The following is a 26995-nucleotide window of genomic DNA, read 5'->3' on the forward strand; positions in this document are numbered from 1 at the left end:
GGGTTTTAGCGCGCTAATAATGTGCGATTAAAACAGCAGGGTTTCGATGGCATTGCCAATTTCCTGCTCTAGTTTTTCCATAAAGCGCAGTTTACGCACAGCCACAGTGGCAGCGCTTAAATCATGGGTTTCATCCAGCAAACTGGCAAGGTGCTGCTCCAGTGCGCTGGTTTCTGCGGCAAGCTCTCTGCCGATATTCTCTAAGCTTTCGATATTTTGTGTGGCTTTAGCATCACCAATTGCCTCTCGCCATTGCATTTGATTCATTAAAAAATCAATTGGCATGGCGGTATTACTTTCTTCCTCGGTATCGAAGCCGGACAGTTTTAATAAGTAGCGGCCACGGGCGATCGGGGATTTCAGCGTTTGATAGGCTTCATTAATTTGAGTAGCAATTTGCAGGCTCATACGGCGCACGGTATCGCTTTCGCTGGCAAAGCGATCAGGATGGTAAGTCGCGAGCAAGTTGCGGTAATGACTGTCAATGTTGCGCTGATCGAGTGCAAACCGGGCTGGCAGGTTGAAAAGGGCGAAGTGATTTTGCGTAAAGTCGAAGTTCATGGCGTTTTTTGGCGGGGAAGATAAGCTGTATCAATCACAGTGTTTGAAAACCCTGAACCTGTAGACACAGAGATAAAGATCAGCACACAGAGGAAAAAAAGCGAGAAAAACGAGCTGCTAGTTATGCTGCTCGCTTGTGATTTAAGCGGTTTTTCAGAAAAACCTTGCGAATTTAGCATAGGCTTGGTTTTTTCTGTGTGCTTCATGTTCTTATTTAGCTCTGTGTTTACAGATCTTTTTGGCCTTTGGGAGGGTACTAAACGTTAAAGCTTTCGCCGCAGCCGCACTCGTTTTTTACGTTGGGGTTATTAAATTTAAACCCTTCGTTCAGGCCTTCCTTGGTGAAATCCAGCTCGGTACCGTCCAGATAGGCGAGTGATTTGCTGTCGGTGAAGATTTTTACTCCGAAGCTTTCAAAAGCCAAGTCTGTATCGGAGGCCACATCGACAAATTCGAGCTTGTACGCCATGCCGGAGCAGCCTGAGGTTTTAACGGCCAGGCGCACGCCCAGGCCCTTGCCACGTTTTGCCAGGAAATTGGAAATATGGGTTGCTGCACTTTCGCTTAATGTAAGAGCCATTTTTTGTCTCGCAATAACACCGCAGAGCGTAATAAATCTGAAGTCGTTTGCAGATGTATTACGCCTTAAGTTGAACCATATGTGATATTAACCGTGCTTGGTTTTGTAATCCGCTACCGCTGCTTTAATGGCGTCTTCTGCCAGGATAGAACAGTGGATTTTAACCGGCGGCAGTGCTAATTCGGTCGCAATCTGGGTATTTTTAATGCTCAAAGCCTGATCAAGTGTCTTGCCCTTTACCCATTCGGTCACGAGGGAAGAGGAAGCAATCGCCGAGCCGCAGCCATAGGTTTTAAACTTGGCATCTTCGATAATACCATCTGCGCCCACCTTGATTTGCAGCTTCATTACGTCGCCACAGGCCGGAGCACCCACCATGCCAGTGCCTACGCTGTCGTCGCCTTTTTCAAACGCACCAACATTACGCGGGTTTTCGTAGTGATCCAGAACTTGTTCGCTGTATGCCATTTTGTGTGCCTCTTTACTAGTTTCTGTGGTTCGTAGGTGCGTAACCCAATATTCTTGCTAACTGAGTATGTTGGGTTACGCGATATCGCCAGTTAAAAACGGCTGACGACCCCGCTAACCCAACCTACGTACTTTTAAATAATCATCATTAGGGTTGCATTTAGTGTGGATCGCAGTTCTGGGCAAGGCGCAAAGTCACGACGTTTTGTAAACGAGAGGCTTTGCAACGCCGCACAGGGCTGCGAGGCACGCTAAATTTAGTGGGCTGCCCATTCGATGGTGGAGATATCGATCCCCTCTTTGTACATATCCCAAAGCGGCGACAGCTCGCGCAGCTTGCCGATTTTGCTGCGGATCAGCTCAATCGCAAAGTCGATTTCTTCTACGGTATTAAAGCGACCGATAGTGAAGCGGATTGAGGAATGTGCCAACTCATCCGAGCGGCCAAGGGCGCGTAATACGTAGGATGGCTCGAGGGATGCCGATGTACAGGCTGAGCCGCTGGATACGGCCAGCTCTTTGAGCGCCATTACCAGTGATTCGCCTTCTACATAGTTAAAGCTTACATTCAGATTATGCGGAACCCGCCGTTCCATATCACCATTCAGATGAACTTCTTCAATATCGGATAAACCGGCCCACAGGCGGTCACGCAGCATACGCATGCGTTCCAGCTCGGTGTCCATATCTTCTTTAGCGATGCGAAATGCTTCACCCATACCCACAATTTGATGCGTAGCCAGTGTGCCGGAGCGAAACCCCCGCTCATGGCCACCGCCGTGCATTTGCGCTTCCAGGCGAATACGCGGTTTGCGGCGGATATACAGTGCGCCGATGCCCTTGGGGCCATAAGTTTTGTGCGCTGAAAAGCTCATTAAATCAACTTTTAATACACTTAAGTCGATGGCTATTTTGCCGGTGGCCTGCGCGCTGTCTACGTGGAAAATGATGCCCTTTTCGCGGCAGACTTCGCCAATGGTGGTGATATCCTGAATCACGCCAATTTCGTTATTCACCGACATGACCGAGATCAGGATCGTGTCCGGGCGAATGGCGGCCTTCAGTGCATCCAGATCAAGCAGACCATCGTTTTTTACATCCAGATAAGTGACTTCAAAACCTTCGCGTTCCAGCTCGCGCATGGTATCCAGAACGGCCTTGTGCTCTGTTTTAACGGTAATTAAGTGCTTGCCCTTGGATTGATAAAAGTGTGCCGCACCTTTTAAAGCCAGGTTGTTGGATTCGGTGGCACCGGAAGTCCAGACGATTTCTTTTGGATCGCAATTGACCAGCGCGGCAACCTGTTCACGTGCTTCTTCTACTGCCGCTTCCGCTTCCCAGCCAAAGGCGTGTGAGCGTGAGGCGGGGTTGCCAAAGTGTTCGGTTAAACAGGGAATCATCTTGGCTGCAACACGCGGATCCACCGGCGTAGTGGCTGAGTAGTCAAGATAGATAGGTTTGGTCGCGTTCATTTTGCGGTTGCTCCGGATTCAATACGAGAAGGCTTGATACTGCCGAGTAAAATGCTGTCATTGCAGCGTTTTTGCTTGGCCTGATGTTTGTCTATCAACTGTGCCAGGTTGATGGAGGCAAGGTAATCAAAGATTGTGCTGTTCAGGCTGGCCCAAAGGTCGTGGGTCATACAGGGGCCTTCGTCATGACAGTTTTCTTTGCCGCCACACTGGGTGGCATCCAGTGGCTCGTCCACGGCTAGAATAATATCGGCAACAGTAATCAGGCTGGCGTCTTTGGCTAAGCAATAACCGCCACCTGGGCCACGCACGCTGTCTACCAGCTCGCGGCGGCGCAGTTTGCCAAACAGCTGCTCTAAATAGGAGAGCGAAATATGTTGGCGCTCGCTAATGCCGGAAAGCGTCACTGGTCCTGCGGATTCCCGCAGCGCAAGGTCTAGCATTGCCGTTACAGCAAAACGGCCCTTAGTCGTCAATCGCATGATTTTCCTCTCATTACCGGCCAATCGTAAAATACCAGAGTGATTTAGTCAAGTATTGATGAGGCGGGATGGGGAGTCGTGAGCAGGCGGCTTATATGTGGGAGTAGCGAGTGGTGATCTGTTTCGACTCTCCACCCCGGCTCCAGCCCTTAATCCACAATCCGATTGAGATAACCCGGATCAAACTGATCACCTTGCGCGCGCTCGGCTTCACAGTTCACGCCCAGTTGCTCCAGCTTGGCCAAAATGGCTTCGATACGCTTATCGGTGGTGACAGAATGATCCAGCATGCCGTGGATGGCTTTGACGATGGGGTCATTCATGTCGGCAGATATACCATAAGCCGAAAACCCCATTTGCTCGGCTTTGGCCGCCCGGGATTTATCCACTTCTTCGATGATTCTGGCCGGGATGCCAACTGCGGTGGCATTGGCAGGAACGTCTTTGACTAATACTGCATTCGAGCCGACCTTGCCGCCCTCATGTACGGTAATCGGGCCAAGAATTTTTGCGCCCGCGCCTACAATCACGCCACGCTCTAAAGTAGGGTGGCGTTTGCCTTTATTCCAGGAGGTGCCGCCCAGCGTTACGCCGTGATACAGCGTGCAGTCGTCGCCAATTTCTGCGGTTTCGCCAATCACAATACCCATGCCGTGATCGATAAATACGCGGCGGCCTATGGTCGCACCGGGATGGATTTCAATACCGGTAATAAAGCGCGAAAAATGCGACACCATGCGTGCAAGCAGCTTGCAGTTTCTTCGCCACAGACCGTTAGCGACCAAGTGCAGCGATAGCGCATGAAATCCCGGATAGCAGCAGACCACTTCCAAGATATTGCGGGCGGCAGGATCGCGGTCGAAAACCACAGAGATATTTTCACGCAGGCGAGTCAGCATAGTGGGGTAACAGCAGGGAGCTAAAGTCGAACATTTTACTCGACTTTGAGCATGAAGGGGAACGCTTACATGGTATTGCTGAGTGCAATGACTATTATGAAAGCGATGTTGTGGGATTTAATCAGGATGAGCTTCAGCAAGAACAGGATTTCATCCGCGGTGCATAGAACATAAACTTCTTACGCAGGCATTTATGAGTGGGCTCTATGATATAGAAGCAATCTGCAGCGGCTGCCATGGCGATCCTTTTGCTATGCTCGGCATGCATCTGGATGGCAGTACGCTTTGCGTGCGGGCTTTTTTGCCAGAGGCTAGTGCTTGTGCCGTGATCGATACAGCCACAGGCCGCCGCCTTGCCTCGTTAAAGCTGATTGATGAGCGAGGCTTGTTCGCTGGCACTATTTCCCGTCGCAAAAAAACATTTAGCTATCGCCTGGCTGTGCAGTGGGGGGAGCTAGAGCTATTGCAGGATGATCCTTACCGCTTTGCGCCGATTCTGGGCGAGATGGATGTTTGGCTATTGAGCGAAGGCAAGCATCATCGTCCTTTTGAACAACTGGGCGCTCATCCGCTGCAAATTGATGGTGTAAGCGGTGTGGCTTTTGCCGTATGGGCACCAAATGCCCGAAGAGTAGCGGTAGTGGGGGATTTTAATTTCTGGGATGGTCGCAGACATGGTATGCGCCTGCGGCTGGAATGCGGTGTATGGGAGATTTTTATCCCCGAAGTGGAGCTTGGTGCATGCTACAAATTTGAAATTTTGACTCAGGCAGGCGAGCGTCAGTTAAAAGCCGATCCTTATGCTTTTGCCGCAGAGCTGCGTCCCGGAACGGCTTCTAAGGTGGCGGGGTGCCCCCCCAAAGAGCCTGAGTTTGCAGGCAGGCGTGTGGCGAACCAGGGTGACGTGCCCATCAGTATTTATGAAGTTCATTTGCCATCTTGGCGGCGGGTGCCGGAAGACAGTCATCGCAGCCTTGTGTGGCATGAGCTGGCTGAGTCTTTGCTCCCTTATGTTAAAGAGCTGGGCTTTACGCATTTGGAGCTGCTGCCCGTCAGCGAATTTCCTTTTGATGGCTCATGGGGCTATCAGCCTCTGGGTTTGTATGCGCCAACGGCAAGGCTTGGCAGTGCGGGGGATTTTAAGTCCTTTGTGCTGGCCGCCCACGAAATGGGCCTGGGCGTTTTACTGGATTGGGTGCCGGGGCATTTTCCCAGCGATAGTTTTGGTTTGGCGCAATTTGATGGCTCGCCTTTGTTTGAACACAGCGATCCGCGGGAGGGGTTTCATCATGACTGGAAAACGCTGATTTATAACTATGGGCGCAATGAAGTTAAAAACTATTTAATCGGTAATGCGCTGTATTGGATAGAGCGTTTTGGGGTAGATGGTTTGCGGGTCGATGCCGTGGCGTCAATGTTATACCGCGATTATTCACGGCGGGCCGGGGAATGGATTCCTAATGAGCTGGGCGGGCGGGAAAACCTGGAGGCGATTACTTTTTTACGCGAAATGAGCGAAATTCTCGCCAGTGAATGCCCTTATGCCGTGACCTTTGCCGAGGAATCAACGTCTTTTTCCGGTGTAACGCAGGCAGTCAACCGGGGTGGGCTGGGCTTTAATTACAAATGGAATATGGGCTGGATGCACGACAGCCTGGGCTATATGCAGCTGGATCCTATTTATCGCCAGCATCATCACGATAAAATGAGCTTTAGCCTGATGTATGCCTTTGATGAGCGCTTTGTACTGCCGCTATCGCATGATGAAGTGGTGCACGGCAAAGGCTCGATATTAAGCCGTATGCCGGGAGATATCTGGCAGCAATTTGCCAATTTACGTGCTTATTACGCTTTTATGTGGGCACATCCGGGTAAAAAACTTTTATTTATGGGCTCGGAATGGGCGCAGCTGCGGGAGTGGTCGCATCAGCATAGTCTGGATTGGCACTTGCTTGAGTCAGCATGGCATCGTGGTGTGCAGGCCTTGGTGCGGGACTTAAATCAGGTTTATCAAAGCCAGCCCGCCCTATATCAAATTGATTTCGAACCTCGTGGCTTTAATTGGATTATTGCTGATGACGCGTTGAATTCAATTTTTGCCTTTAGCCGCCATGCCGAAGATATTGATGACTTTGTGCTGGTTATCAGTAACTTTACCCCCGAAGTACGTTATGAATACCGGGTTGGTGTGCCTAGGGCGGGGCGCTACATTGAAATCATCAATACCGATTCGATGTATTACCAGGGGGGCAATATGGGAAATGGCGAGTGCCAGAGCGAAAACATTGCCAGCCAGCAATACCCGCAATCCTTAACTATTACAATTCCACCTTTAGCAACGCTCTATTTGAAGTGGCTTGGGTGAATAAAGCTAAAAAATCTGTAGACGCAGAACGAGTAGTGAGCACACAGAGAACACTGAGAAATAGCCAATCAAACCGGCTGATTTCATGCAGTGCAAGATTTTGTCTTTTCTCTGTGTTCTCCGTGTCTACAGATCTTAGGTTTTTTAAAATAGGAATACGCTATGAAGCTGGAAGAAGGAACGCCGTATCCGCTGGGTGCAACCTTTGATGGTGATGGTGTTAACTTTGCCTTGTTTTCTGAGCATGCCACACGGATTGAGCTTTGTTTGTTTGATGCTTCAGGCATCAATGAAGCTGCGCGCTTTGAGTTAACCGAATGCTCTAATGGTATCTGGCATGGTTATTTGTCTGATGCACCTGCCGGGCTGGTTTATGGCTATCGTGTTCACGGGCCTTACGAGCCTTTGCAAGGTCACCGCTTTAATCCGAACAAAGTGCTGCTTGATCCTTATGCCCGTGCCATTGTGGGCGAGTTTAATAATGACCCTCGCAGCTTTGCTTATCAGGCAGATCAAACCAGCCTGCCCGACCCTATTGATAATGCCGCGATTGCCTTGAAGGCGAAAGTGATTGCCGAGCCTTACGACTGGGGAGATGAAAAAGCACCTCGCACGCCCTGGGTGGAAACCGTAATTTACGAAGCTCATGTGCGTGGTATGACGATGCTGCATCCTGATGTGCCAGAAGAAATTCGTGGCAGCTATGCAGGGCTGGCGTATCCTGCTGTATTGGCACATTTAAAAAAGCTAGGGATTACGGCCATTGAATTACTCCCGGTTCATTTTTTTATTGATGAATCCCATTTGTTAGAGCAGGGTTTAAGCAATTACTGGGGATATAACAGCCTGGGATTTTTTGCACCGGAAACACATTACTGGTCTGGGCGGGAAGGCACTACGCCTTTATCCGAGTTTCGCGATATGGTAAAAGCCCTGCATGGTATTGGTGTTGAGGTATTGCTGGATGTGGTGTTTAACCACACGGCAGAATCAAGCGATATGGGGCCGACTTTATCGTGGCGGGGCATTGATAACGTCAATTACTATGTATTAAGGCAGGGTCAGCTTGATCAATATGAAAACTGGACCGGCTGCGGAAATGCGCTTAATTTAAGCCACCCGCGTGTTTTACAAATGGTGATGGACAGCCTGCGCTATTGGGTGAGCCAGTGCCATGTAGATGGATTCAGATTTGATTTGGCACCGATACTGGGCCGGGTCGATCATCATTTCAGCCCGCAAGCACCATTTTTTATTGCAATTCAGCAAGATCCGCTTTTATCCAGTGTGAAATTGATTGCCGAGCCTTGGGATATTGGCCACGGGGGCTATCAGCTCGGGCATTTTCCAAATGGCTGGGTAGAATGGTCAGATCAGTTTCGTGATGTGATGCGTAAATTCTGGCTGCACGATGGCGTGCATCGCGCATTATTTGCCCAGCGCTTTGCTGCATCGAGCGATTCTTTTCATCGGCAGGGGCGACGGCCCGTATCGGTCGTAAATTTTATTTGTGTCCATGATGGGTTTAATCTGCGTGATATGGTTTCGTATAACCATAAACATAATCTGGCTAATAAAGAGCATAACCGTGATGGGCATAATCATAATTTAAGCTGGAATTGTGGTGAAGAAGGCCCAAGCAAAGATACGGGCGTGAACATCTTGCGATTACGTTCGATGAAAGCTATGCTGGCGACCGTTTTGCTCTCTCAGGGAACGCCGATGTTTCTGGCGGGGGACGAGCTGGGGCACACGCAGCAGGGCAATAATAATGCCTATTGTCAGGATAATGAAATTAACTGGCTGGCTTGGGAGCAGGCCGAGCCAGGCCTGGCTGAATACGTGGCCGAGCTAATCGCCATTCGTAAATCCTGTGCTGTGCTGATGTCTGGCCGCTGGTGGACGGGCATTATTGATGAATGGGGCAGGGCAGATGTGGAGTGGCTGAATCCTTCCGGCGCGCCGCTGCATTCGCATGACTGGCAGGATGCGGGTGGCAGGGCGATGATGATTCAGCTGGGCGGGCGTCTATTGATCATGATTAATGCCTCGGCGCATCAGGTGCATTTCAGGCTGCCAGCCGGGATGTGGAGGATGCGGCTGGCCAGCACCGGGGATGCCGAGTCAGAAATCAACCCTCATGATTGCCGTGTGGCAGCGAGGAGTGTGACGATTTTGGAGAGTAGTTGAAAGTAAGTTGTTTGTAGGTATGAAACGCTTCATGGTTTACATCTGCTGGCTGAAGGAAGGTCAAAAAATAGTGCCTTCGGCACCTTGATTTAGGTGCGGGCGTCCCGCTGGACCTTCCTTTCTTGCGCGGCCAAGAAAGGAAGCGAAAGAAGGCCGCCCCTAAAACACGACATCCCCTCGCTGCGGACAGTGGCGTTGTGTCAACTCGCTTCGCTCAAACACGAATTGACGACGGCCCCACCCCGCTTGTTCTTCGCTCGGCGTGTTTTCAGGGGGGGTAAAAGCCCCGTGCGAAGAGCGTGGTCATTGTTTTTTTCGTGGTTTGCAAATGTAAAACCAAGTTTAGTTAGCTCGTGGGTATTAATCGCTCTATTGTTTTTCTCCGTGAAACTCCGTGTTCTCCGTGGTTCAAGATTTGGGTTTTCCCGCCAAATCACCCATTTATTTAAATAAGGAACACCGTTTGAAAGTCGTCAATACACAGCCTGTCGCTGGCCAGCGCCCTGGTACTTCGGGTTTGCGCAAAAGGGTTACCGTATTTCAGCAGCCGCATTATTTAGAAAACTTTGTTCAAGCCATTTTTGATGCAGTACCTGCGCTGAAGGGCGGCACGCTGGTGCTGGGGGGCGATGGTCGTTTTTATAATCGGGTAGCGGTGCAGATTATTTTGAAAATGGCGGCGGCCAATGGCGTTGCTCAGGTGATTGTCGGGCGGGGTGGGATTTTATCCACGCCAGCGGCCAGTAGCGTGATTCGTAAATACGCCGCTACAGGTGGAATTATCCTTTCGGCTTCGCATAATCCGGGTGGGCCGGATGGCGATTTTGGCATTAAATACAATAGTGATAACGGCGGGCCGGCCGCTGAAAAAATCACCGAAGCCATTTATCAGCACACCACTCGCATCAGCCAATATCAGATCAGTGACGCGGCTGATTTAGATTTGGATGTATGTGGCAGTTTTAGCGTGGCGGGTATGGCGGTTGAGATCATCGATCCGGTGGCCGATTACGCTGTATTGATGCAGGATTTATTTGATTTTGACGCGATCCGTGCCTGGTTTGCTGCGGGCAACCGTATGCAATTTGATGCTATGTCAGCGGTTGCTGGCCCCTATGCGGTGGATATTATCGAAGGGCTGCTTGGCGCGCCGCGTGGCACTGTGGTGAATGGTGTGCCGCTGGAAGACTTTGGCGGCTATCATCCAGACCCCAATCCCGCCCATGCAACGGAGCTGATCGCCGCGATGTCGGCGGCCAATGCCCCCGATTTTGGTGCCGCCAGCGATGGTGATGCAGACCGCAATATGGTGCTGGGCCGTCGGTTTGTGGTGACGCCATCAGATAGTCTGGCTGTGCTGGCAGCGAATGCCACACTGGTGCCGGGCTATCGCAAAGGCTTGGCTGGTGTGGCCAGATCAATGCCAACGTCCGCAGCGGTGGATGCCGTGGCCAAAGAGCTGGGCATTGCCTGCTATGAAACGCCAACGGGCTGGAAATTTTTTGGCAATCTACTGGATGCGGGCAAGGTAACGCTTTGCGGTGAAGAAAGTTATGGCACAGGCTCGGATCATGTGCGGGAAAAAGATGGCGTGTGGGCGGTGTTGTTCTGGCTGAATCTGCTGGCTGCTACGGGCCAATCGGTAGAAGAAATCATCACCGCACACTGGGCGCGTTTTGGCCGCCATATTTATTCCCGCCACGATTTTGAAAATATTGATAGCGAAGCGGCAGAAAACCTGATGACGGCACTCAGAGCCAGCCTGCCTGAGCTGGCAGGGCAGAGCCTGGGCGGGCAAGTAGTGCAGCTTGCTGATGATTTTGCTTACGATGATCCGGTCGATGGCTCGCATAGCGTCGGGCAGGGCGTGCGGGTTATTTTTGCGGGTGGTGAGCGGATTATTTATCGCTTGTCCGGAACCGGCACAGCGGGAGCCACCTTACGCGTGTATCTGGAAAAATATCAGCCGGATGTGGCTCAGCACGGGGTAGAAACGCAGGCTGCTTTAGCTGATTTAATTGTGGTTGCACGTGAGCTTGCACAAATTAAATCCTTTACCGGCAGGCTTCAGCCTACAGTTGTGACTTAAGGGCCTCTGTTTAAATGATTTCTACACTGCTAGAGGATTTGTATTCGTTATGATTTTTGATAAACATGCTGGGGATGCTTATTTTTTATCGGCGCATCTTTGGCCTGCTGATTTATATTTGTTGCCCCGGTTGTGGTAAATCAGCACTTTATTATTTAGTCAGGGCGAGCTGTATATGTGCCACAGTTTACGGTGAGGTGTTTCTTGTTTAAGCGCCTTTTTACTGTATGACATTGGTTTTTTGAATGGGATTTGGGTGCTCAGATTTTAGTTTTCCAAAATATATGCATTTATATGTATATTTGGTGGGTAATATACCCAAATCCTTTTGAGTGCTTTTAAGCCTAAGCCGTTTACAATCTGGCTTTATTCATTTAATTCAATATTGAATTTGCATATTTCTAATATTGAAAAGGAGTTGGCATGCGTATTACCCTTCCTCTTATTCTTGTGTTAACGCTTTCAGCATGCGCCACCAATGATCTGGGGGAAAAGCGCGATTTAAATAAAACCGAGCTGGGCGCTTTGATTGGCGTGGTGGGTGGTGCTGTGGCAGGCGCGGCCATTAATCATAATAACCGTGGCAAAGGCGCATTGATTGGTGCTGTAGGTGGTGGTTTGGCTGGCGGTGGTATTGGTTACTATATGGATAAGCAGGCGAAAGATTTTCAGCAGCAATTAGCGGCAGAGATTCAGCGAGGCGATATCACAGTAGAAAAAATGGCTGATCAATCCCTATTGGTAAGCATGACATCCAATACCGGCTTTGATACGAATTCCTCAGTACTTAAACCGGGCTATACCCCGACGCTGGATAAGATTGCCAAAATTGTGAATCAGTATGGCAAAACCAGTATTTCGGTTGTGGGTCACACCGATGGCACCGGTAGCGTTGCGATTAATCAAAGTATTTCCGAGCGCCGTGCCCAGGCTGTATCTGATTATTTTGTGAGCCGTAATGTAAATCCTATTCGTCTGGACGCTTCCGGAATGGGCAAGGCCGAGCCGCGAGCCAGTAATGATACCGAAGTGGGCCGCAGCTTGAATCGCCGGGTCGAGTTACGTATTGTGCCGGTTTCCGCATAGGGTTTAAGTTTTAGCCAGGTGTAATTACAAAAGGGCAGCATTTCACTGAGAATGATTATTTTTCTGTGAAATGCTGTGCCCTTTTGGGCTTGGCTATTTTCATCTGCTGTTTGATCAGATCAGCGCTTACCTTTTAGCAACTTTGATTGTGAATTAGTCCATAGAACCGTACACTGCTGCCCTCTCTTACCGTGGGCGCTTTTATGCTTTATTCGCTTCGTATGCTTTTGATGTCGGCACATTTTATTTTAGCTGGCATGATAGGCATCCTGATTGGACTACGCCGCCCGTTTAATCCGGATAATAGCCGCCTGTGTGGCCGCCTCTATTCGCTGCCTGCCATGCGTATTCTTGGTTTTAAAGTCAATGCCGAGATAAAAAATTTACTGGAGCATGAGCGCTCCTGCGTGATTATCGCCAATCATCAGTCCAATTATGATCTCTTTGTTTTTGGTGGCGTTGTGCCAGCACGCACGGTGACCATTGGTAAAAAAAGCTTGAAATGGATTCCTTTTTTTGGCCAGCTATTCTGGCTGGCAGGCAATGTACTGATTGATCGCGGTAATTCGCAGCGGGCTAAAAAAGCCATGCTGGCGACAACTGATACCCTGCAGCATAAAGATACGTCAATTTGGGTTTTTGTTGAGGGAACACGTAATAAAGGCCGTGGTTTATTACCATTTAAAAAAGGTGCTTTTCAAATGGCAATTAATGCCGGTGTGCCTATTTTGCCGGTTTGCGTCAGTACTTATAGTAATCATATGCGGCTTAATCATTGGAATGGTACGGATATATTGATGAAATCGCTGGCCCCTATTCCGACTAAGGGCTTAACGCAGGATGATTTGCCCGCGCTGATTGAGCAGTGCCGTAATCAAATGCAAGCGTGTATTCGGGAGATGGATGAGCAATTAGTGCAAGGTCGTTAAATATTGCTCTATCTGTTTTAATTCCCAATTGCCATTGTCCAGCGGTAAATTATGCCCTGCCTGTGTGTGAACAAAGCAGGGCACTTGCCATTGTTGTGCCAGCATTTGCGAGCAGGCCGGGTTGACCAGCTTATCCTTTGCTCAGGATCAGAGTAAAAGGGGAATCTCTGGTTTGTATGCGCGATAACTGATAGCTGCGGCCAATTGGCGCAACATACTAATACTGGAAACTGGATATTGTTGGTGAAATTGAATCCATTGCTCTAATGCTTCGGGTGGTTTTGTGCTGCAAACCATGACCGAATGGGCTGCCATTTATCATGATTGCCGCATCCGGCATGATGGGCTGGTGGAAGATGTGCTGCTGGGGGTTAAGCGTGAGTCATTAAACTAATTTTACGGCCTGCATGACTAGCCAGAGTCACCAGCATATCCAAGCTAAATTTTTCCCATTTGCCACGCATTAAGTCAGAAATACGCGCTTGGCTTACCCCGAGCGCGGCGGCAGCTTGTTGCTGCGTCCAGTTTTTTTCTTGCAAAGTCTGGCGTAGTTCATTCATTAAGCCACTACGCAGGCCTAATAAAGTGGATTCTTCCGGGCTAACGCCTAGATCGGCAAAGACATTGCCGCTGGATTCAATGATCTGTTCGTTCATGATGTAATCTCCTGGTAGCTGCGGGTTTTCTGAGTCTTTTTTTGAAAGGCATGCAATACATAAATTGCATCGGCTAGCTTAGCAACATACAAAACACGCCACTCACCTTGCTCGTGGATACGAATCTCATAGACACACCACCAACGTTAAGCATGGGCTTAAAGTCGGAGGGCATCTGTCCACGTTGCACCGCATCCAATTCCAAACCAACGCCCCGCCGGGCCTCTAGTGGAAAGCTGCGCAAGTCATCCAGACTGCTACCAACAAAGCGGAGTGTTTTTATTTGGTGGTTATATAAGTACATATATAGCTTGGCAAGGTATCTGTTCTATCTGGCTATCTAAGGCTGCATTATAAATATGGAATTTATAGAACGATCATTCTATAAGGGTATGATGACCTGGTAGAGGTGGTTAAGCTCAATGGGCTTATTGCGGATTAGGGGCACTCTTACGGTTTTGAGTTTTATACAAAATATTTAAGTTTATGTAAGCAGATATACCATAATGCTTACATTGCGGGGGTAATTGATTAGCAAAATACAAGTAAATGAGTTGAATTAAAAAAAAGCGGTGATAGGGCTTCGTGTAATATTTTCGATTGTCAGGCATCAGGCATGCTCATAAAAGCTAGCCAGCACAATATGGAAGGCTCCGGTAATGGCAGCTCTAAGATTCCAAAGAACGAAAGTAAAACAGATGAGGACTTTTTAATCGTTAGTCGCTCTGGTAAAGCTATTGCTGAGGTAAAGCACTAAATACAGGATGATATTTTGTTAGAAAGTGGCAGCATGGATGCCAAAGGGGCTACCAGCCACCTGGCAGGTAAAGCGATTGAGTCAATCAACCCTAAACTCACACGGAAAAAATAATGACAAATCAAGCTGTTGATTCTAAAGCGGTACGCCGTTTGCCCTTACAGTTTGATGATAAGGGCGAGCCGATGTTTAGTTCCGTAAAAAGCCCTGAGGATTTTAAGCTTAGTGCGCTGGTCATTCGCCCCCCGCATACTGTTATTCCTATTATTTTTGTGCCGGGGATTATGGGGACAAATATACGAATGGCAGAAGAAAAAAAGGATGCATGGGCCCCTCCAAACAGCGCATTGTCAGGGCTGGGTCAAGCTTTAAAACGTAGCGTTCAAAAACCGGAACAAAGGCAAGTTCAATTTGATCCAAACAATACAGAAGTGAATCCGGATGGGCCCTGTAGTATCCCCGGCAATTTTTTTATGCTCACCGAAAAAGAAGCTAAAAAACGGGGCTGGGGGGCGCTACACGCAGATAGCTATCATGAAACACTACAGCAATTAGAAATCAGCCTGAACGAGCAATATAGCAAGCCGGGCCGCAGCAAAGAAGATGGTAATCATTTGCTGGAAGAAATTGGCCTTTTAACCCAGCTTGGCGCAGCCGATAGCTCCTCTACAGACAAACCGGATTATAAAAAAGCCGCTGCCAAAGCCGCTGCTGCATGGGGTGAAACCCCTCCTGCACTTAGCCCTGCAGAAGTAGATAAATTAGACGATTATTACTACCCCGTATGGGCATGTGGCTATAACTGGCTGCAAAGCAATAAGGTATCTGGCGAGCATTTGCTCAAGCGTATTAATGAAGTTATTAAATTTTATAATGACAGCCAGTACTTCGAGTGCAGCAAAGTCATATTGCTGACCCATTCAATGGGCGGCTTTGTTGCCCGTAGTGCTGCGCAGCAAGATCCCAGCAAAATTTTGGGTATTGTGCACGGCGTGCAGCCCGTTGGCGGTGCGCCCGTGGTTTACCGGCGTTTTAGGGCGGGTACTGAAGTAGATGGTTTTTTTGATATTGCAGGCGCTGCCGCCGCTGCAATTATTGGCTGGAGTGCTGCAGACGTCACCCCCGCCCTGTCTTGCGCCCCCGGCCCATTAGAGCTATTGCCAAATACTGCTTACCCGAAAGGCTGGTTGAAAATAATTCAAAAAACTGGCGGCGAAGAAAGAATCATAAAGCAGCTGCCCGAATCAGATCCCTATGAAGAAATCTATAGCAAAACCACGGACGATTGCTGGTGGGGGATGGTTGATCCGTCATTAATTGACCCGGCAAATACTATTAAATCTGTAATGCCACCACTAAAAGCTTATAAAGTGGCATTAAATATGGCAGAACAATTTCACGCAAATTTAGAACTTTCGGCTCATGAAAAAACTTATGGTTACTATGGTATTGATAATAATAAATTTCTAACCTTTGGCAGCGTCAGTTGGGATACTAAAAACAAAATCTCGACTGAAAACGAATCTGCTCTATTTGTGGCAAAAGACCAATGGCGCAATACCACAGGTAAAGCAGATGTAGCCCTTGATGCTGAAAACACCCTGCATTTTAAATTAAGAAATGAGAGAGACCAGGGCGGCGACGGCACAGTGCCTTTAGTCTCAGGCGCGGCTCTGGAAAAATTAATTCCTGCTCCGCAAATGGTTTTCAAGATGAAAGGCTTTGATCATCAGAATAGTTATAAAAATCGATTTGCAATGCAATCTACAATATACAGTATCGCCAAGTTGGTTCAGCTTGCGGAGCCTGCCACACCATGAAAAAACGATCATTACAAAAAGCCACCATCGTTATTACTAGCTTATTTGCATTAATAGCAAATACTTATGCAGCGGAGCAAACCATGTTTGAGAAAACAAAAACCTACTGTTTTGGGCGTTATTTGGTGAACATGCCAGCAGAGGTAGAGTTGAAAAATTTTGGAAATAAATATTATGCAACAATAATTGAATTAGGCACAGGAAGAGAGGCTTTCAAAAAAGCAATTACTGAAAAAACAGAGTTATTAAAAAATGAAACATGGAAAGGAGGATTTAAATACTCAAGCTCAGAATTTGACGGTAATGAAGATCAAAGAATATTGATATCCAAAGCAAATTTATATGGCGACATAGCATATGGAATTGACACATTTAAAATAATGCCCTCCAACAAACCAGGAGCAGGTCGCTATTTTTACACATCGGGGAAAGGGTACGATGATATTCGCATTAACGAAATTATATCTCAATATAAATTATTTTTAAGCCAAGTCCGCTACCGCCCCCAAAATGAAATCCCTAAAGAACCCGGTTTTTGTTTTGAAAATGGCTTTGTGGCTAATGATGGGAAAACACCACAAGTAGAAGCAGCGAGTTTATATTTTGTTTTAAAAAATCACCCCTACGTTAAAATACGTATTTCTAGCGATGTTTACTTCAAACAATATAAAACATTGTTAGAGAGAATAGATGAATCAGGTATAAGAAAACAGTTTTTAAACAAAATAAAAACAGTTAAGAAAGGCCCTCGTGAAGTGAACTCTTTAAAAGGGGAGGAATCACTAAACATAGCGCCTTCTGATGATGAAACAGGAGTGATTCATGCCTTTGTTTGGGAGACTTTAGGTGAAGTTGGCAATCCACTATTACCGAGCATTCACTTAGAGGTGAATACTGGAGAGGCTGGAGCAGGGCAGCACTTTCCATCTACTTTAAGTAACCAAGAGGCAATAGCTCTGTACGAAGCAATTGTTAAAACAATTCGCATTCGTCCAATAAACTAATATTAGTTACTGATGTTATTTGGCACTCTATTTTATCGAAATAAAGTGAGGCGCTTGTGATTGGTAGTAGGCCGGAAGCGTAAATCTAAACCTGAATTTTCTACTCTTGCCCCCTGTGTCAGGATAGTTGAGATACTCCCTTTTCAGGGATTCCAACTTATTTAGGGGGCTGGTTACTTATCATGTCGCGTATTCCCAAGGCTCGTAAAGATGCCATTTTAAGCAAAATGCTTGCTCCTTACCCGGTCAGCATCCGGCAGTTGGCACTGCAAGAAAACCTCTCCGAAGCCACGTTGTACAATTGGAGAAATCAACTTCGCCAGGAGGGCCGCCCCGTGCCCGAACATCATCGGGGTCCTGAATACTGGTCTGCTCAAACCCGCTTTGCCATGGTCATTGAAACGATTGCCATGTCAGAAATAGAGCTGAGTGAATATTGTCGTGCCAAGGGTTTATTCCCGGAGCAAGTTAAGTAATGGCGCGATCTCTCTATTCAGAACAAGAAATGGGGATGCTGCGCATTCTGACCGACCGTGGCACGGAGTATTGCGGTAAAGCCGAAACACATGATTACCAGCTGTATTTGGCGATCAATGAAATTGAGCACACCAAAACTAAAGTGCGGCATCCACAAACGAGCTGCATTTGCGAGCGCGTCCATAAAACGATTCTGCAAGAGTTTTACCAAGTGACCTTCAGGCGTAAGCTGTATCAGTCACTGGATGAGCTGCAAACGGATCTGGACGCATGGCCGGACTACTACAACCACCAACGTACGCATGAAGGGAAAATGTGCTGCGGCAGGACACCGCTGCAGATGTTGTTAGAAGGCAAATCGCTCTGGAAGGAGAAGGTCGACAATCTAAACTGATCTGACAATCCGGCACCAATCAAAATGGGGACTGTCAGATCAGGTCTGAACTTCTACAGCTTACAACGATGCACTACCCGTATGGAGCTACCCCGTTACCGCTCACGCCGAATATCTCGCCAAAATCATCGACACCACGCTAAAGCAAGCTGCTGTCCCAGCGTTGTCTGACGAGCAAAGAGCGTAAAAAAGCCAGTATTATCTGGCTGCCGATACGCTCTAAGCCATGTACACCCCCAAAAAAAACAAGTACGGGGGATCGGGTTCCTGACTGCCCATACTGATGCTGTAGAGAGGAAAACTGACATTTGTATTTTTGACTTCACCATGCTGCTGCAAATGGATGGTATCACCCGCTTGCAGGGTGATTTCTTCCTGCTCAATCAATTCTGGTAATTGCAGCATGATTTACTCATGGAGGCACAGGCTGGTTTGATAGTAAGTGAAGGCTTTGTTTTATGCTGCTTTTAACGTGAAATCCGCTTGTGTTTTGTGGCTTTTGTGTGTGGCTGCGGCTGAAGCTTCTGGCCGCTCTCTTTTATATTAATAAGTGCCGGAAAGTGGTTAATCCAGATGCACTGTGCGTGCAGGATGAGGGCGCAGCTAAGGCTGGGCACTCATCGGCAGGCTTTGGGGTTGGGGCAGTTTTTTGATTTTATCTGATATACATCCTGTTAAGTCTTTCTTCCAGTTTTCTTTGTACGCTTTCAAACGAGGCACTGAGCGCCCAGTAAATAGCGGCTGCAGCCAGATAAAGCGGAAATGGCTGGAAAGTGGTTGCAATCACTTCCTTACTTGCCAGCATTAGCTCACTGACAGAGATCACAGAGACTAATGAGGTATCTTTAATTAAACTAATCAGGCTGTTGGAAAGGCTGGGTACCGCCAGACGTAAGGCTTGTGGTGCAACTACATAACGCAGTGTCTGGCTATTTGTCAGGCCCAGGCTTTTACCCGCATCCCACTGGCCCTGGGTAATCCCATTGATCGCACCGCGTAGCGTTTCAGATAAATACGCGCCTACATTTAGGCTAAGTGCCAATACGCCTGCGGTGAGTGGCTCAAATTGAAGCCCGATACTGGGCAGGCCAAAGTAAATTACAAAAAGCTGCACCAAAAGTGGTGTGCCACGGATGCAGCTTACATATACAGCACTGATTTGCGACAGTACTGGTATTTTGCGCAGCCGGATAACGACCACCAGTGCGGCGATTAATAACCCGCCAAGCATCGATGCAAGGGCTAAAAACAGCGTATAGCCAGCGCCCTGCAGCAAGATCGGAAAAGCATCTTTAAGTAGCTGAAATAAACCGGATAAATCCATTCATGGCTCCAAAAATAAAAGCCCCCGTTATGGCTGGGGGCATGGGTGCTGCTAATCAGGCGGCTTTGAAGCCGCGTAATCTTTTACTGTGCAACGGGTGGTTTGCTCACATCCCGATCAAACCATTTTTTCGAGATTTTTGTGAAACTACCATCTGCTTGCAAATCCGCCAAGGCTTTATTGAGTGAGGCCTTAAATTTAGGATTACCCTTTGCAAAAGGAATACCTGATTTTTCAAGCTCTCCCAAAGGAGCGCCTGCCTTTAGGGGCAGTTTAGTTTTCTTTACAATAAATGGAATCAGCAGGCTGTCATTTAGCGCGGCATCAATCCGGCCCAAAGCCAGGTCTTGTAAATATTCCTGTGATCCGGGGTAAGTTTTAACGTCAATTCCGCCTACTGTTTTAGCGATATCTGCATAATTGGTTCCCTGGCCCAGGCCCAGCTTTTTGCCTTTTAAATCGTTAAGGCTTTTAAAATTGCGTGTTTCATTGCTACGCACAATGAGCTGCGGGCTGGAGATGGTGTAAGGCTCGGAGAAGTCAAAAGTCTCTTTGCGCTTATCTGTAATGCCAACCTGATTGATCACAATATCAAACTTGCCTGCTTGCAATCCCGCCAGCATTGCACTCCATTCGCTGGTACTGAATTCGGCTTTTACACCTAATTTCTGGGCTAATGCTTTTGCCAGTTCTACTTCAAACCCGGTTAATTGATTGTTTTCTTTGTAATTAAATGGCGGGTAAGTGCCTTCTACCGCGATTTTCAATGTGCCGCGCTGTTTTACGGTATCAAGTAAATCTGCTGCTGTGGCATGCAAGGTAAAGCCCAAGAGGCTGGCTGCAAGTAAGAATTTGTGCATATTTATATTCCTTTTTGATCTAAAATATTGCTTTCAAATGCAATAATCGCATGATTGCGCGAGGCTGAACAGTTTTTTTTGATTGTCATTAGCGAGACCATGTTGCCGAAGGCGAAGTGTCGTAGATTTTAGCCACGTAATGATGGCTATTTATGCAAGGTGGTGGGATTTATTAATTTAAAAATTCATATTAAATGAGTTATTTTGGCGTGATCATGGGGCCTGTGGTGCTAGGGCCATACTGGATTATGGTTTTAGCCCTCATTTGGTTCGCCTTCCTGTGAGTCTTTATTATTTACTTATCCGGAGCACGCATTGTTTGTGCAGGCAGCTGTGCATTATTATTTGGGCTGATCTGTAGCTATCAAGCATCTTCTTAAACCGTTATCCTTTGCTTACTATTTTGCAAAAGGATTTTGTCATGGATTTTCAGACCCCCATCGATCGCAGCGCGACATCCAGTCAGAAATGGAATAAATACGCGGGGCAAGATGTTCTGCCGATGTGGGTGGCTGATATGGATTTTGCCAGCCCTGATTCCATTATCCTGGCTTTGCAAGAGCGAGTGGCGCATGGCGTGTTTGGCTATACCGATGCGCCGGACAGCCTGGTAGAGGCAGTACAGACTTACGCCGCTCAGCATTATGGCTGGCAGATCGATGCCAGCTGGATTGTCTGGCTGCCGGGGTTGGTGCAAGGCTTAAATCTGGCTTGCCGCGCGGTGGGCGAGGCGGGCGATGAAGTATTAACTGCCACGCCAATCTACCCCCCTTTTTTACGCGCACCGGGTTTATCTAACCGCAACCTGCTGACTGTGCCTTTACTACAAAAAAATAATACATGGGAATGGGATTTTACTGCCCTTGAAGCGGCGATCACGCCTAAAACCAAACTCTTGCTGCTGTGCCATCCGCATAACCCGGTAGGCCGTGCGTGGGATATGGAAGAGCTGACCCGGCTGATTAGCATTGCCCGCCGCCATCAGTTAATTGTTTGCTCGGACGATATTCATTGCGATTTGCTGCTGGCAGAAGGCTTGAAACATCAACCCCTGGCAGCGCTTGATGCCAGTTTTGCCGCGCAAACTATTACTTTGCTTGCGCCATCCAAAGCATGGAATATCGCAGGCCTGGGTTGCTCGCTGGCTGTCATTCCTGATCCGGCCCTGCGTGCCCGTTTTCAAAAAGAAATGGCAGGCATTGTTCCGTCAGTCAATTTACTGGCCTTTACCGCAGCTGAGGCCGCTTACCGTGATGACGGTATCTGGCATGCTGAGCTGATTGTCACTTTGCGGGCGAATCGGGATATTTTGCAAACTTGGTTTGCTGGCTCTGAGCGCTTGAAAATCACTCTGCCTGAGGCAACTTATCTGGCGTGGATTGATGCCAGAACGCTGGACCCGATCAATCCGCTGCCGTATTTTGAAGCGCTGGGTGTGGGCCTGTCAGATGGCCGTGACTTTGGCTTGCCCGGCTTTGTACGCCTCAACTTCGGTTGCCCGAGTGTGACGCTGAAAGCGGCTTTAAAACGGATTGAGTCGCTGCGCTAGAGGGTGACTCCGTGTGGGGAGGATAAAGCTGAACTTGGTGTGGCCTTCTATGCAAGCTGAAGTCAAAAAGATCTTTTTAGTACCTTCAGTACGTTGATTTTGGAGTGGTAGCCAGTGCAGGGGGGCTTTTCTTGACGATTAAGAAAAGAGCCAAAGCCGCAACCCCACTGGCACGAAGGCCTCTCACTGCGGACAGCGGCGGCTGCGGAACTCGCTTTGCTCAAACAGGCATCAAAGAAACCCCGCCGCTTGTTCCTCGTTTCGGTGTGCTTAAAGGGAACTCTTTAGCCCCATGCTACGAGTGGTGATGTGCATTTAAATTGCTGAGTTTTAAAGTTTTTAAAGTTTTTAATTTAAAACATTTTTCTCCGTGAAACTCCGTGTTCTTGATGTCCTCCGTGGTTCAATACTTGGGCTTTATTGGATAAGATGGGATCTTCAGCTGATGTGCATTTGCTACAACCCCCTTAGCCCCGCCTTCTCACATCCCCGCTCTAATTTATTGAGCATGCCCTGAAAGGCCTGTAGTTCTTCATTGCTAAATTCTTCCAGAATTACACCTAAAAATGCACTGCGTTTGGGCAGGGCCTGGTGTACTTCGGCGTGGCCCTTCGGGGTGAGGGTGACGTTGCTGAGGCGGTTGTCTTGCGGATCGTTACTGCGCTGGATTAAGCCTTCTTTTTCCATGGCTTTCAGTAAGCGGGTGAGTGAGCCGGGGTCCATTTTTAGTTGCTGAATCAGCGTTTTTTGTGAGCATTGGGTCTCTTTATAAAGCTGATTCAAAATGCGCCAGCGGGTGAGCCCCTGGCCTACGGATAATTCAAATGCACCTAGCATGCTGCGATAGCTGCGGCCCAGCTGCTGTAATACTTTGAGTTGTTCGGCTTCGTGTGGTGTCATCATGCACCCTGTGGCTTAAATCGGATTTGAGGCAGACTGCGCAGGCACCAGAAGGCAAAGAGCGTGGCGGCAATGCCCAGCCATTGGCTACTCTGAATGGCGCTGCTGAGTATGGCGCGGGCCTGTTCGATCAGTAGTAAACCCTCTTCTCCCAAGGCATTCATTTGCAAGACGGCAGCGTGCTGGCCTTTAACATTTACCAATACCTGCGGATCATTGAGCAGGCTGGCTACAGGCTTGGCAAACTGCTGATTAATATCGTGCTCATAGCGCCAGTTTAAGATGGATCCAACCAGTGCCGTGCTGAGCATTCCCCCGATCATACGCAGCGATTGCAGCAGTGCAGTGCTGATTCCCAGGTCTTTGCGCGGGCAAGTTTCCTGTACAAAAATGGTAAGGTTGGGCATGATAAATCCCAGCCCTAGTCCTCCGGACATCATCAGGCAGATAATCAAGGAATGCGCAGTTTGCGGGCTGATATTCATTATGCCTGTCACGCAAATCAGCAGCAGGCCAAAGCCCAGGTAGAGCATGACTTCCGGCTTTGGTAAATGCGGCACAATTCGTCCATTGATAATGCTGGCAAAGGTAATGCATACGACCAGCGGGGTAATGAGCATCCCAGCCCGGCTGGCGGATAAATGAAAGCCTCCTTGCAATAAAAGCGGGGCGTAAGATAAAAGTGCGAACATGGCAAAGCCCATCAGAAGCGATAGTCTGAACAGCGCAGCAAGGGTGGGGTCTTTGAAAAGAGCAAAGGGCAGTATGGCGTGCTCATTATTGGCTTGCTGCTTCCATGCTAAAAAGCCTGCAGCCAGGCATGTGAGTAATACGTAGATGACCGGCCCGCTTAGCCCCTGCTTGGGCAACCATTCAACCGATAATTGCAGGCAGCCTAAAAATAGCGTAATGAGCAGGGCACCCAGCCAGTCCAGACGGATTTGTGTGGTGTGTTTGGGTTTTAAGCGTGGCAAAAAACGGCTTACAAAAAATACACTCATCAAGCCAACAGGGATATTTACAAAAAATACAGCCCGCCAGCTTACATAGTGGGTGAGCAGCCCGCCAATGCTGGGGCCGATGGCGTTGGCTATTCCATATGCGGCGCTCAGCATTACCTGCCATTGCAGGCGCGTTTTGCTATCAGGGAATAAATCAGGGATACATGCAAAAGCGGTACCTACCAGCATCCCTCCACCTATACCCTGTAGAGCACGAGCCAAAACCAGCAGCAGCATGTTACTGGCCATGGCGCACAGTACGGAGGCCAGCGTAAAGGTTACGATGGCGACTACTACAAAAGGCTTGCGCCCATAGTAATCACCTAGACGACCAAAGATGGGAATCGTGACCACCGATGCCAGTAAGTAGGCGGTTGAAACCCAGGCATAAAGCTCGAAACCATGTAATTCGGCCACAATGGTTGGTAAGGCTGTAGCCACAACAGTCTGATCGAGCGCCACCATCATAATTACAAAGCAGATGCCCAGCATGGCAAGTAAGGATTGGCGAAAGGTGCGTTCCGAGTGTTGAATTAACATAGTAGACATATCAATAATTGACTAATCAATTAATTATCGCAGCCAATGCCTTGTCAAGGGAAGGTTTTTTTCTGGTGCTGGTTATTTACTACTGGGGCTTATAAAGGGGCAATGGGGTGGGCTTAGCCAGGCGTGTAAAGGCTAGGGGAGAAGGTAGATAAGGTCGGCGAGTTTGCTATTGCCCGCAAAAAAGCGCAGGCCAGGCTGCGCTTTTTGGGCTTGAATGATCAAATATCTAGCGGCTAGTAAAAGCCAGCTGTGCTTTATGTTCTGCGGCCTGGCAGGCTGCAGCGGTAAATAGCACGTCAGTGGATGAATTCAGTGCAGTTTCGGCAGAGTCTTGCAATACGCCAATAATAAAGCCCACAGCAACGACCTGCATGGCCAGATCATTGGAGATACCAAATAAGCTGCACGCCATCGGAATCAGGAGCAAAGAGCCGCCTGCCACGCCAGATGCACCACATGCACAGATGGCAGAAACCACGCTTAGAAGCAGTGCTGTAGGTAAATCAACCTGAATCCCCAGTGTTTGAACCGCAGCTAGTGTCAGCACCGAAATGGTAATGGCTGCACCCGCCATATTGATGGTTGCGCCTAGCGGAATGGATACCGAATAATCGTCTTCGTGCAAACCTAGTTTTTTACACAGAGCCATATTTACAGGGATATTTGCGGCAGAGCTGCGGGTAAAGAAGGCGGTAACGCCGCTTTCACGCAGGCAGGTAAATACGAGCGGATAAGGGTTGCGGCGAAGCTTCCAGAACACAATTGCAGGGTTCATCACCAATGCAACAAACAGCATACAGCCAATCAGTACCAACAAAAGATGGGCATAGGTAAGTAAAGCTTCAATACCGGTTGTAGCAACGGTTGAGGCTACCAGACCAAAAATACCCAGCGGAGCGAAGCGAATCACCACACCTACAATCACCGATACGCCGCCGGATAAATCGCTAACAACAGCTTTAGTGGTTTCATTGGCATGGCGCATTGCTACACCCAGGGCAATCGCCCAGGCCAGAATACCGATAAAGTTGGCATTCATCAGTGCTTTTACGGGGTTATCAACTACGCTGAGCAAAAGGCTGCGCAGCACTTCCACAATACCGCTAGGCGGGGTGATGTCGCTGACGTGTTTGACCAGAATCAGCGTGGATGGAAACAGAAAGCTGGCCACTACGGCCACAACTGCCGCTGCAAAGGTTCCGAATATATAAAGCACCAGAATTGGTCGCATATTCGACTTCTGGCTGGGCTTATGGTTGGCTATCGAAGCTGCCACCAAAACAAAAACCAATATCGGTGCAACGGCTTTTAGGGCGCTGACAAATAAATTACCCAGGAGCCCGACAGATTGAGCCGCTGCAGGAAAAAATAAAGCAAGTGCGATACCGGCAATTAAGCCAATCATAATCTGGCTAACAAGGCTGCTGCGATTTAATAGCCTGAGTAGCGGATTTTGTGTCTGCTGCATCGTGTTTCCTTTACTGTTTTATTTTCACGCCAAATGTGCAGGATTTATTTTCATGACATATATTGCCGATGATTGTCCTGAGGCGGGTATAGAGGGAAATTGGGCCAGTCGGCGAGGGTAATGTGGAATGGTTGGGGTGGCTACTGGGGATTGCCTTAGCAGAGCTTGTTTTTTTGTGGTTATATTACCAAATTAATTATGAAAAATGTTTTTGGGCTATTTTTCATAATTAAGTACAAGAAGGTCAGATTTTTATAAGAATGAAATAAGCATTCATTCAGCTTTATCAGTAAAAATCATATCTGTAAATGAAATGATTGAGCAGCAGGCTAAAGAGCAGATGGTCATGCCTACCTTGATTAAGGAAAAAGGGCAGGAGTGAGCCAATCAATTTGTTGCTGGCCATGGGGCAGGATTAACAGCCTTGATCCAAATGCAAAGCAGACTTTACGCTGGTCTTTTTTAGGTAAATTGACGGCCCGGTTTTTACTTTTTATTTGTTTTATGTTTTTTGTATCTACAGGATTTGGATAAGCTACCCCAGCGTTTTGCCGCTTAGTTTTTTGACCACTATCATCAGCTCATCAATTGCCGCGTCTCCTTTGCCGTCTTTAATCGCTTTTGCCACGCAGCCATGAGCATGGTTTTCCAGTAGCTGCATGGCGACCGAATCCATTGCCGATTTAATTGCCGAGATTTGCGTCAGCACATCCACGCAGTACCTGTCTTCATCGACCATTTTAATTACACCACGCACCTGGCCTTCGATGCGATTGAGCCGGGAGAGTAGCTTTTTTTTTCCCGGCTGAACCACTTTTGGCCCTTCATCCGGGGTGCTGCAATTAGATAAGCTCAAAGCCAGCTCCTTCAATCGCGTGACTCAAGGCATCAGGCGAGGTAAGGGTTGCGTTGTGATCTACTTTAGCGATGCCACTTTCCAAATCAATGGTCACATGGCTCACGCCAGGCAGGGCGCTTAAGACGCTGGTTAAAGTGCGCACACAACCCATACAAGTCATGCCTTCAATTTTAAGTGTGCTGTGTTCCATTTTCTTATTCCTTTCAAAATATATCAAAAACATCAGTTTTATAGACATAGAGGATGCCGAGAAAAC

Annotated in this window: 26 protein-coding genes and 1 pseudogene; 11 read left to right on the top strand and 16 right to left on the bottom strand. The window is 48.2% G+C overall.

Annotated elements, in window-relative coordinates:
* Positions 1-27: 27 nt before the first annotated feature.
* The 6 genes from hscB to cysE form a co-directional block, all read right to left on the bottom strand.
* A complete protein-coding gene (gene hscB, locus EJO50_RS01450; protein WP_125971244.1) occupies positions 28-561 on the bottom strand; it encodes a Fe-S protein assembly co-chaperone HscB in 534 nt (177 codons plus the stop codon).
* A gap of 256 nt (positions 562-817) precedes the next feature.
* A complete protein-coding gene (iscA, locus tag EJO50_RS01455; RefSeq protein WP_099397405.1) occupies positions 818-1141 on the bottom strand; it encodes an iron-sulfur cluster assembly protein IscA in 324 nt (107 codons plus the stop codon).
* Positions 1142-1228: 87 nt separating this feature from the next.
* On the bottom strand, positions 1229-1609 hold the full coding sequence (gene iscU, locus EJO50_RS01460; protein WP_125971245.1) for a Fe-S cluster assembly scaffold IscU: 381 nt from the start codon (positions 1607-1609) through the stop codon (positions 1229-1231).
* A 257-nt stretch (positions 1610-1866) separates the two neighbouring features.
* Positions 1867-3081: an IscS subfamily cysteine desulfurase gene (locus tag EJO50_RS01465; RefSeq protein WP_125971246.1), complete on the bottom strand. Its 1215-nt coding sequence runs from the start codon at positions 3079-3081 to the stop codon at positions 1867-1869.
* Complete coding sequence (iscR, locus tag EJO50_RS01470; RefSeq protein ID WP_125971247.1) at positions 3078-3563, bottom strand: Fe-S cluster assembly transcriptional regulator IscR; 486 nt, start codon at positions 3561-3563, stop codon at positions 3078-3080. The genes EJO50_RS01465 and iscR overlap by 4 nt, the downstream gene beginning before the upstream one ends.
* A 149-nt stretch (positions 3564-3712) precedes the next feature.
* The gene (gene cysE / locus EJO50_RS01475; RefSeq protein ID WP_125971248.1) at positions 3713-4462 is read right to left on the bottom strand and encodes a serine O-acetyltransferase; all 750 of its coding nucleotides are present in this window, start codon (positions 4460-4462) and stop codon (positions 3713-3715) included.
* A gap of 193 nt (positions 4463-4655) precedes the next feature.
* Here cysE and glgB point away from each other — a divergent pair, with 193 nt between their 5' ends.
* From glgB to EJO50_RS01500, 5 genes are all read left to right on the top strand, one after another.
* Positions 4656-6827 carry a 1,4-alpha-glucan branching protein GlgB gene (gene glgB, locus EJO50_RS01480; RefSeq protein ID WP_125971249.1) on the top strand — a complete coding sequence of 724 codons (2172 nt, stop codon included), beginning with the start codon at positions 4656-4658 and terminating at the stop codon, positions 6825-6827.
* A gap of 162 nt (positions 6828-6989) precedes the next feature.
* Positions 6990-9017: a glycogen debranching protein GlgX gene (gene glgX / locus EJO50_RS01485; protein WP_233702133.1), complete on the top strand. Its 2028-nt coding sequence runs from the start codon at positions 6990-6992 to the stop codon at positions 9015-9017.
* Between the two features lie 463 nt (positions 9018-9480).
* A complete protein-coding gene (locus tag EJO50_RS01490; protein WP_125971250.1) occupies positions 9481-11106 on the top strand; it encodes an alpha-D-glucose phosphate-specific phosphoglucomutase in 1626 nt (541 codons plus the stop codon).
* A gap of 423 nt (positions 11107-11529) precedes the next feature.
* Positions 11530-12192: a YiaD family glycine zipper/OmpA-like lipoprotein gene (locus tag EJO50_RS01495; protein ID WP_125971251.1), complete on the top strand. Its 663-nt coding sequence runs from the start codon at positions 11530-11532 to the stop codon at positions 12190-12192.
* A gap of 203 nt (positions 12193-12395) precedes the next feature.
* Positions 12396-13121 carry a 1-acylglycerol-3-phosphate O-acyltransferase gene (locus EJO50_RS01500; RefSeq protein WP_125971252.1) on the top strand — a complete coding sequence of 242 codons (726 nt, stop codon included), beginning with the start codon at positions 12396-12398 and terminating at the stop codon, positions 13119-13121.
* Positions 13122-13492: 371 nt separating this feature from the next.
* Here the strand turns inward: EJO50_RS01500 and EJO50_RS01505 are convergent, their stop codons facing one another.
* Both EJO50_RS01505 and EJO50_RS17225 read right to left on the bottom strand, forming a co-directional pair.
* Entirely contained in the window at positions 13493-13777 is a 285-nt protein-coding gene (locus EJO50_RS01505; RefSeq protein WP_125971253.1) for a helix-turn-helix domain-containing protein, read from the bottom strand.
* A complete protein-coding gene (locus tag EJO50_RS17225) occupies positions 13774-13869 on the bottom strand; it encodes a type II toxin-antitoxin system RelE/ParE family toxin (RefSeq protein ID WP_233702134.1) in 96 nt (31 codons plus the stop codon). The genes EJO50_RS01505 and EJO50_RS17225 overlap by 4 nt, the downstream gene beginning before the upstream one ends.
* A 524-nt stretch (positions 13870-14393) precedes the next feature.
* Between EJO50_RS17225 and EJO50_RS17085 the strand changes: the two genes are divergently transcribed.
* From EJO50_RS17085 to EJO50_RS01530, 5 genes and pseudogenes are all read left to right on the top strand, one after another.
* Positions 14394-14534, top strand: coding sequence for a hypothetical protein (locus EJO50_RS17085; protein WP_164521399.1), 141 nt, complete (start codon positions 14394-14396; stop codon positions 14532-14534).
* 113 nt (positions 14535-14647) lie between these two features.
* The gene (locus EJO50_RS01515; protein ID WP_125971254.1) at positions 14648-16354 is read left to right on the top strand and encodes a PGAP1-like alpha/beta domain-containing protein; all 1707 of its coding nucleotides are present in this window, start codon (positions 14648-14650) and stop codon (positions 16352-16354) included.
* On the top strand, positions 16351-17358 hold the full coding sequence (locus EJO50_RS01520) for a T6SS immunity protein Tli4 family protein (protein WP_125971255.1): 1008 nt from the start codon (positions 16351-16353) through the stop codon (positions 17356-17358). Before EJO50_RS01515 ends, EJO50_RS01520 begins: the two co-directional genes overlap by 4 nt.
* Before the next feature lie 182 nt (positions 17359-17540).
* A complete protein-coding gene (locus EJO50_RS01525) occupies positions 17541-17834 on the top strand; it encodes a hypothetical protein (RefSeq protein ID WP_125971256.1) in 294 nt (97 codons plus the stop codon).
* Between the two features lie 29 nt (positions 17835-17863).
* Positions 17864-18229 (top strand): annotated as a pseudogene (locus tag EJO50_RS01530) (integrase core domain-containing protein); the annotation flags it as partial.
* Positions 18230-18448: 219 nt separating this feature from the next.
* Here EJO50_RS01530 and EJO50_RS01535 read toward each other — a convergent pair.
* From EJO50_RS01535 to EJO50_RS01545, 3 genes are all read right to left on the bottom strand, one after another.
* Positions 18449-18634, bottom strand: a complete 186-nt coding sequence (locus EJO50_RS01535) for a hypothetical protein (RefSeq protein ID WP_125971257.1) — start codon at positions 18632-18634, stop codon at positions 18449-18451.
* 250 nt (positions 18635-18884) lie between these two features.
* Complete coding sequence (locus EJO50_RS01540) at positions 18885-19553, bottom strand: amino acid ABC transporter permease (protein ID WP_125971258.1); 669 nt, start codon at positions 19551-19553, stop codon at positions 18885-18887.
* A gap of 83 nt (positions 19554-19636) precedes the next feature.
* Entirely contained in the window at positions 19637-20413 is a 777-nt protein-coding gene (locus tag EJO50_RS01545; RefSeq protein WP_125971259.1) for a transporter substrate-binding domain-containing protein, read from the bottom strand.
* Positions 20414-20834: 421 nt separating this feature from the next.
* Here EJO50_RS01545 and EJO50_RS01550 point away from each other — a divergent pair, with 421 nt between their 5' ends.
* On the top strand, positions 20835-21962 hold the full coding sequence (locus tag EJO50_RS01550) for a MalY/PatB family protein (protein ID WP_125971260.1): 1128 nt from the start codon (positions 20835-20837) through the stop codon (positions 21960-21962).
* A gap of 456 nt (positions 21963-22418) precedes the next feature.
* Here the strand turns inward: EJO50_RS01550 and EJO50_RS01555 are convergent, their stop codons facing one another.
* From EJO50_RS01555 to EJO50_RS01575, 5 genes are all read right to left on the bottom strand, one after another.
* Positions 22419-22865: a MarR family winged helix-turn-helix transcriptional regulator gene (locus tag EJO50_RS01555; protein ID WP_125971261.1), complete on the bottom strand. Its 447-nt coding sequence runs from the start codon at positions 22863-22865 to the stop codon at positions 22419-22421.
* Positions 22862-24403 carry an MFS transporter gene (locus EJO50_RS01560; protein ID WP_233702136.1) on the bottom strand — a complete coding sequence of 514 codons (1542 nt, stop codon included), beginning with the start codon at positions 24401-24403 and terminating at the stop codon, positions 22862-22864. Before EJO50_RS01560 ends, EJO50_RS01555 begins: the two co-directional genes overlap by 4 nt.
* A gap of 235 nt (positions 24404-24638) precedes the next feature.
* Positions 24639-25880 (bottom strand): serine/threonine transporter SstT, encoded by a 1242-nt coding sequence (gene sstT, locus EJO50_RS01565; protein ID WP_125971263.1) that lies wholly within the window; start codon positions 25878-25880, stop codon positions 24639-24641.
* Between the two features lie 535 nt (positions 25881-26415).
* A complete protein-coding gene (locus tag EJO50_RS01570) occupies positions 26416-26736 on the bottom strand; it encodes a metal-sensitive transcriptional regulator (protein ID WP_125971264.1) in 321 nt (106 codons plus the stop codon).
* Positions 26723-26929 (bottom strand): heavy-metal-associated domain-containing protein, encoded by a 207-nt coding sequence (locus EJO50_RS01575; RefSeq protein ID WP_125971265.1) that lies wholly within the window; start codon positions 26927-26929, stop codon positions 26723-26725. The genes EJO50_RS01570 and EJO50_RS01575 overlap by 14 nt, the downstream gene beginning before the upstream one ends.
* Positions 26930-26995: the final 66 nt, after the last annotated feature.

Source organism: Iodobacter ciconiae (genome assembly GCF_003952345.1).
GTDB lineage: Bacteria > Pseudomonadota > Gammaproteobacteria > Burkholderiales > Chitinibacteraceae > Iodobacter > Iodobacter ciconiae.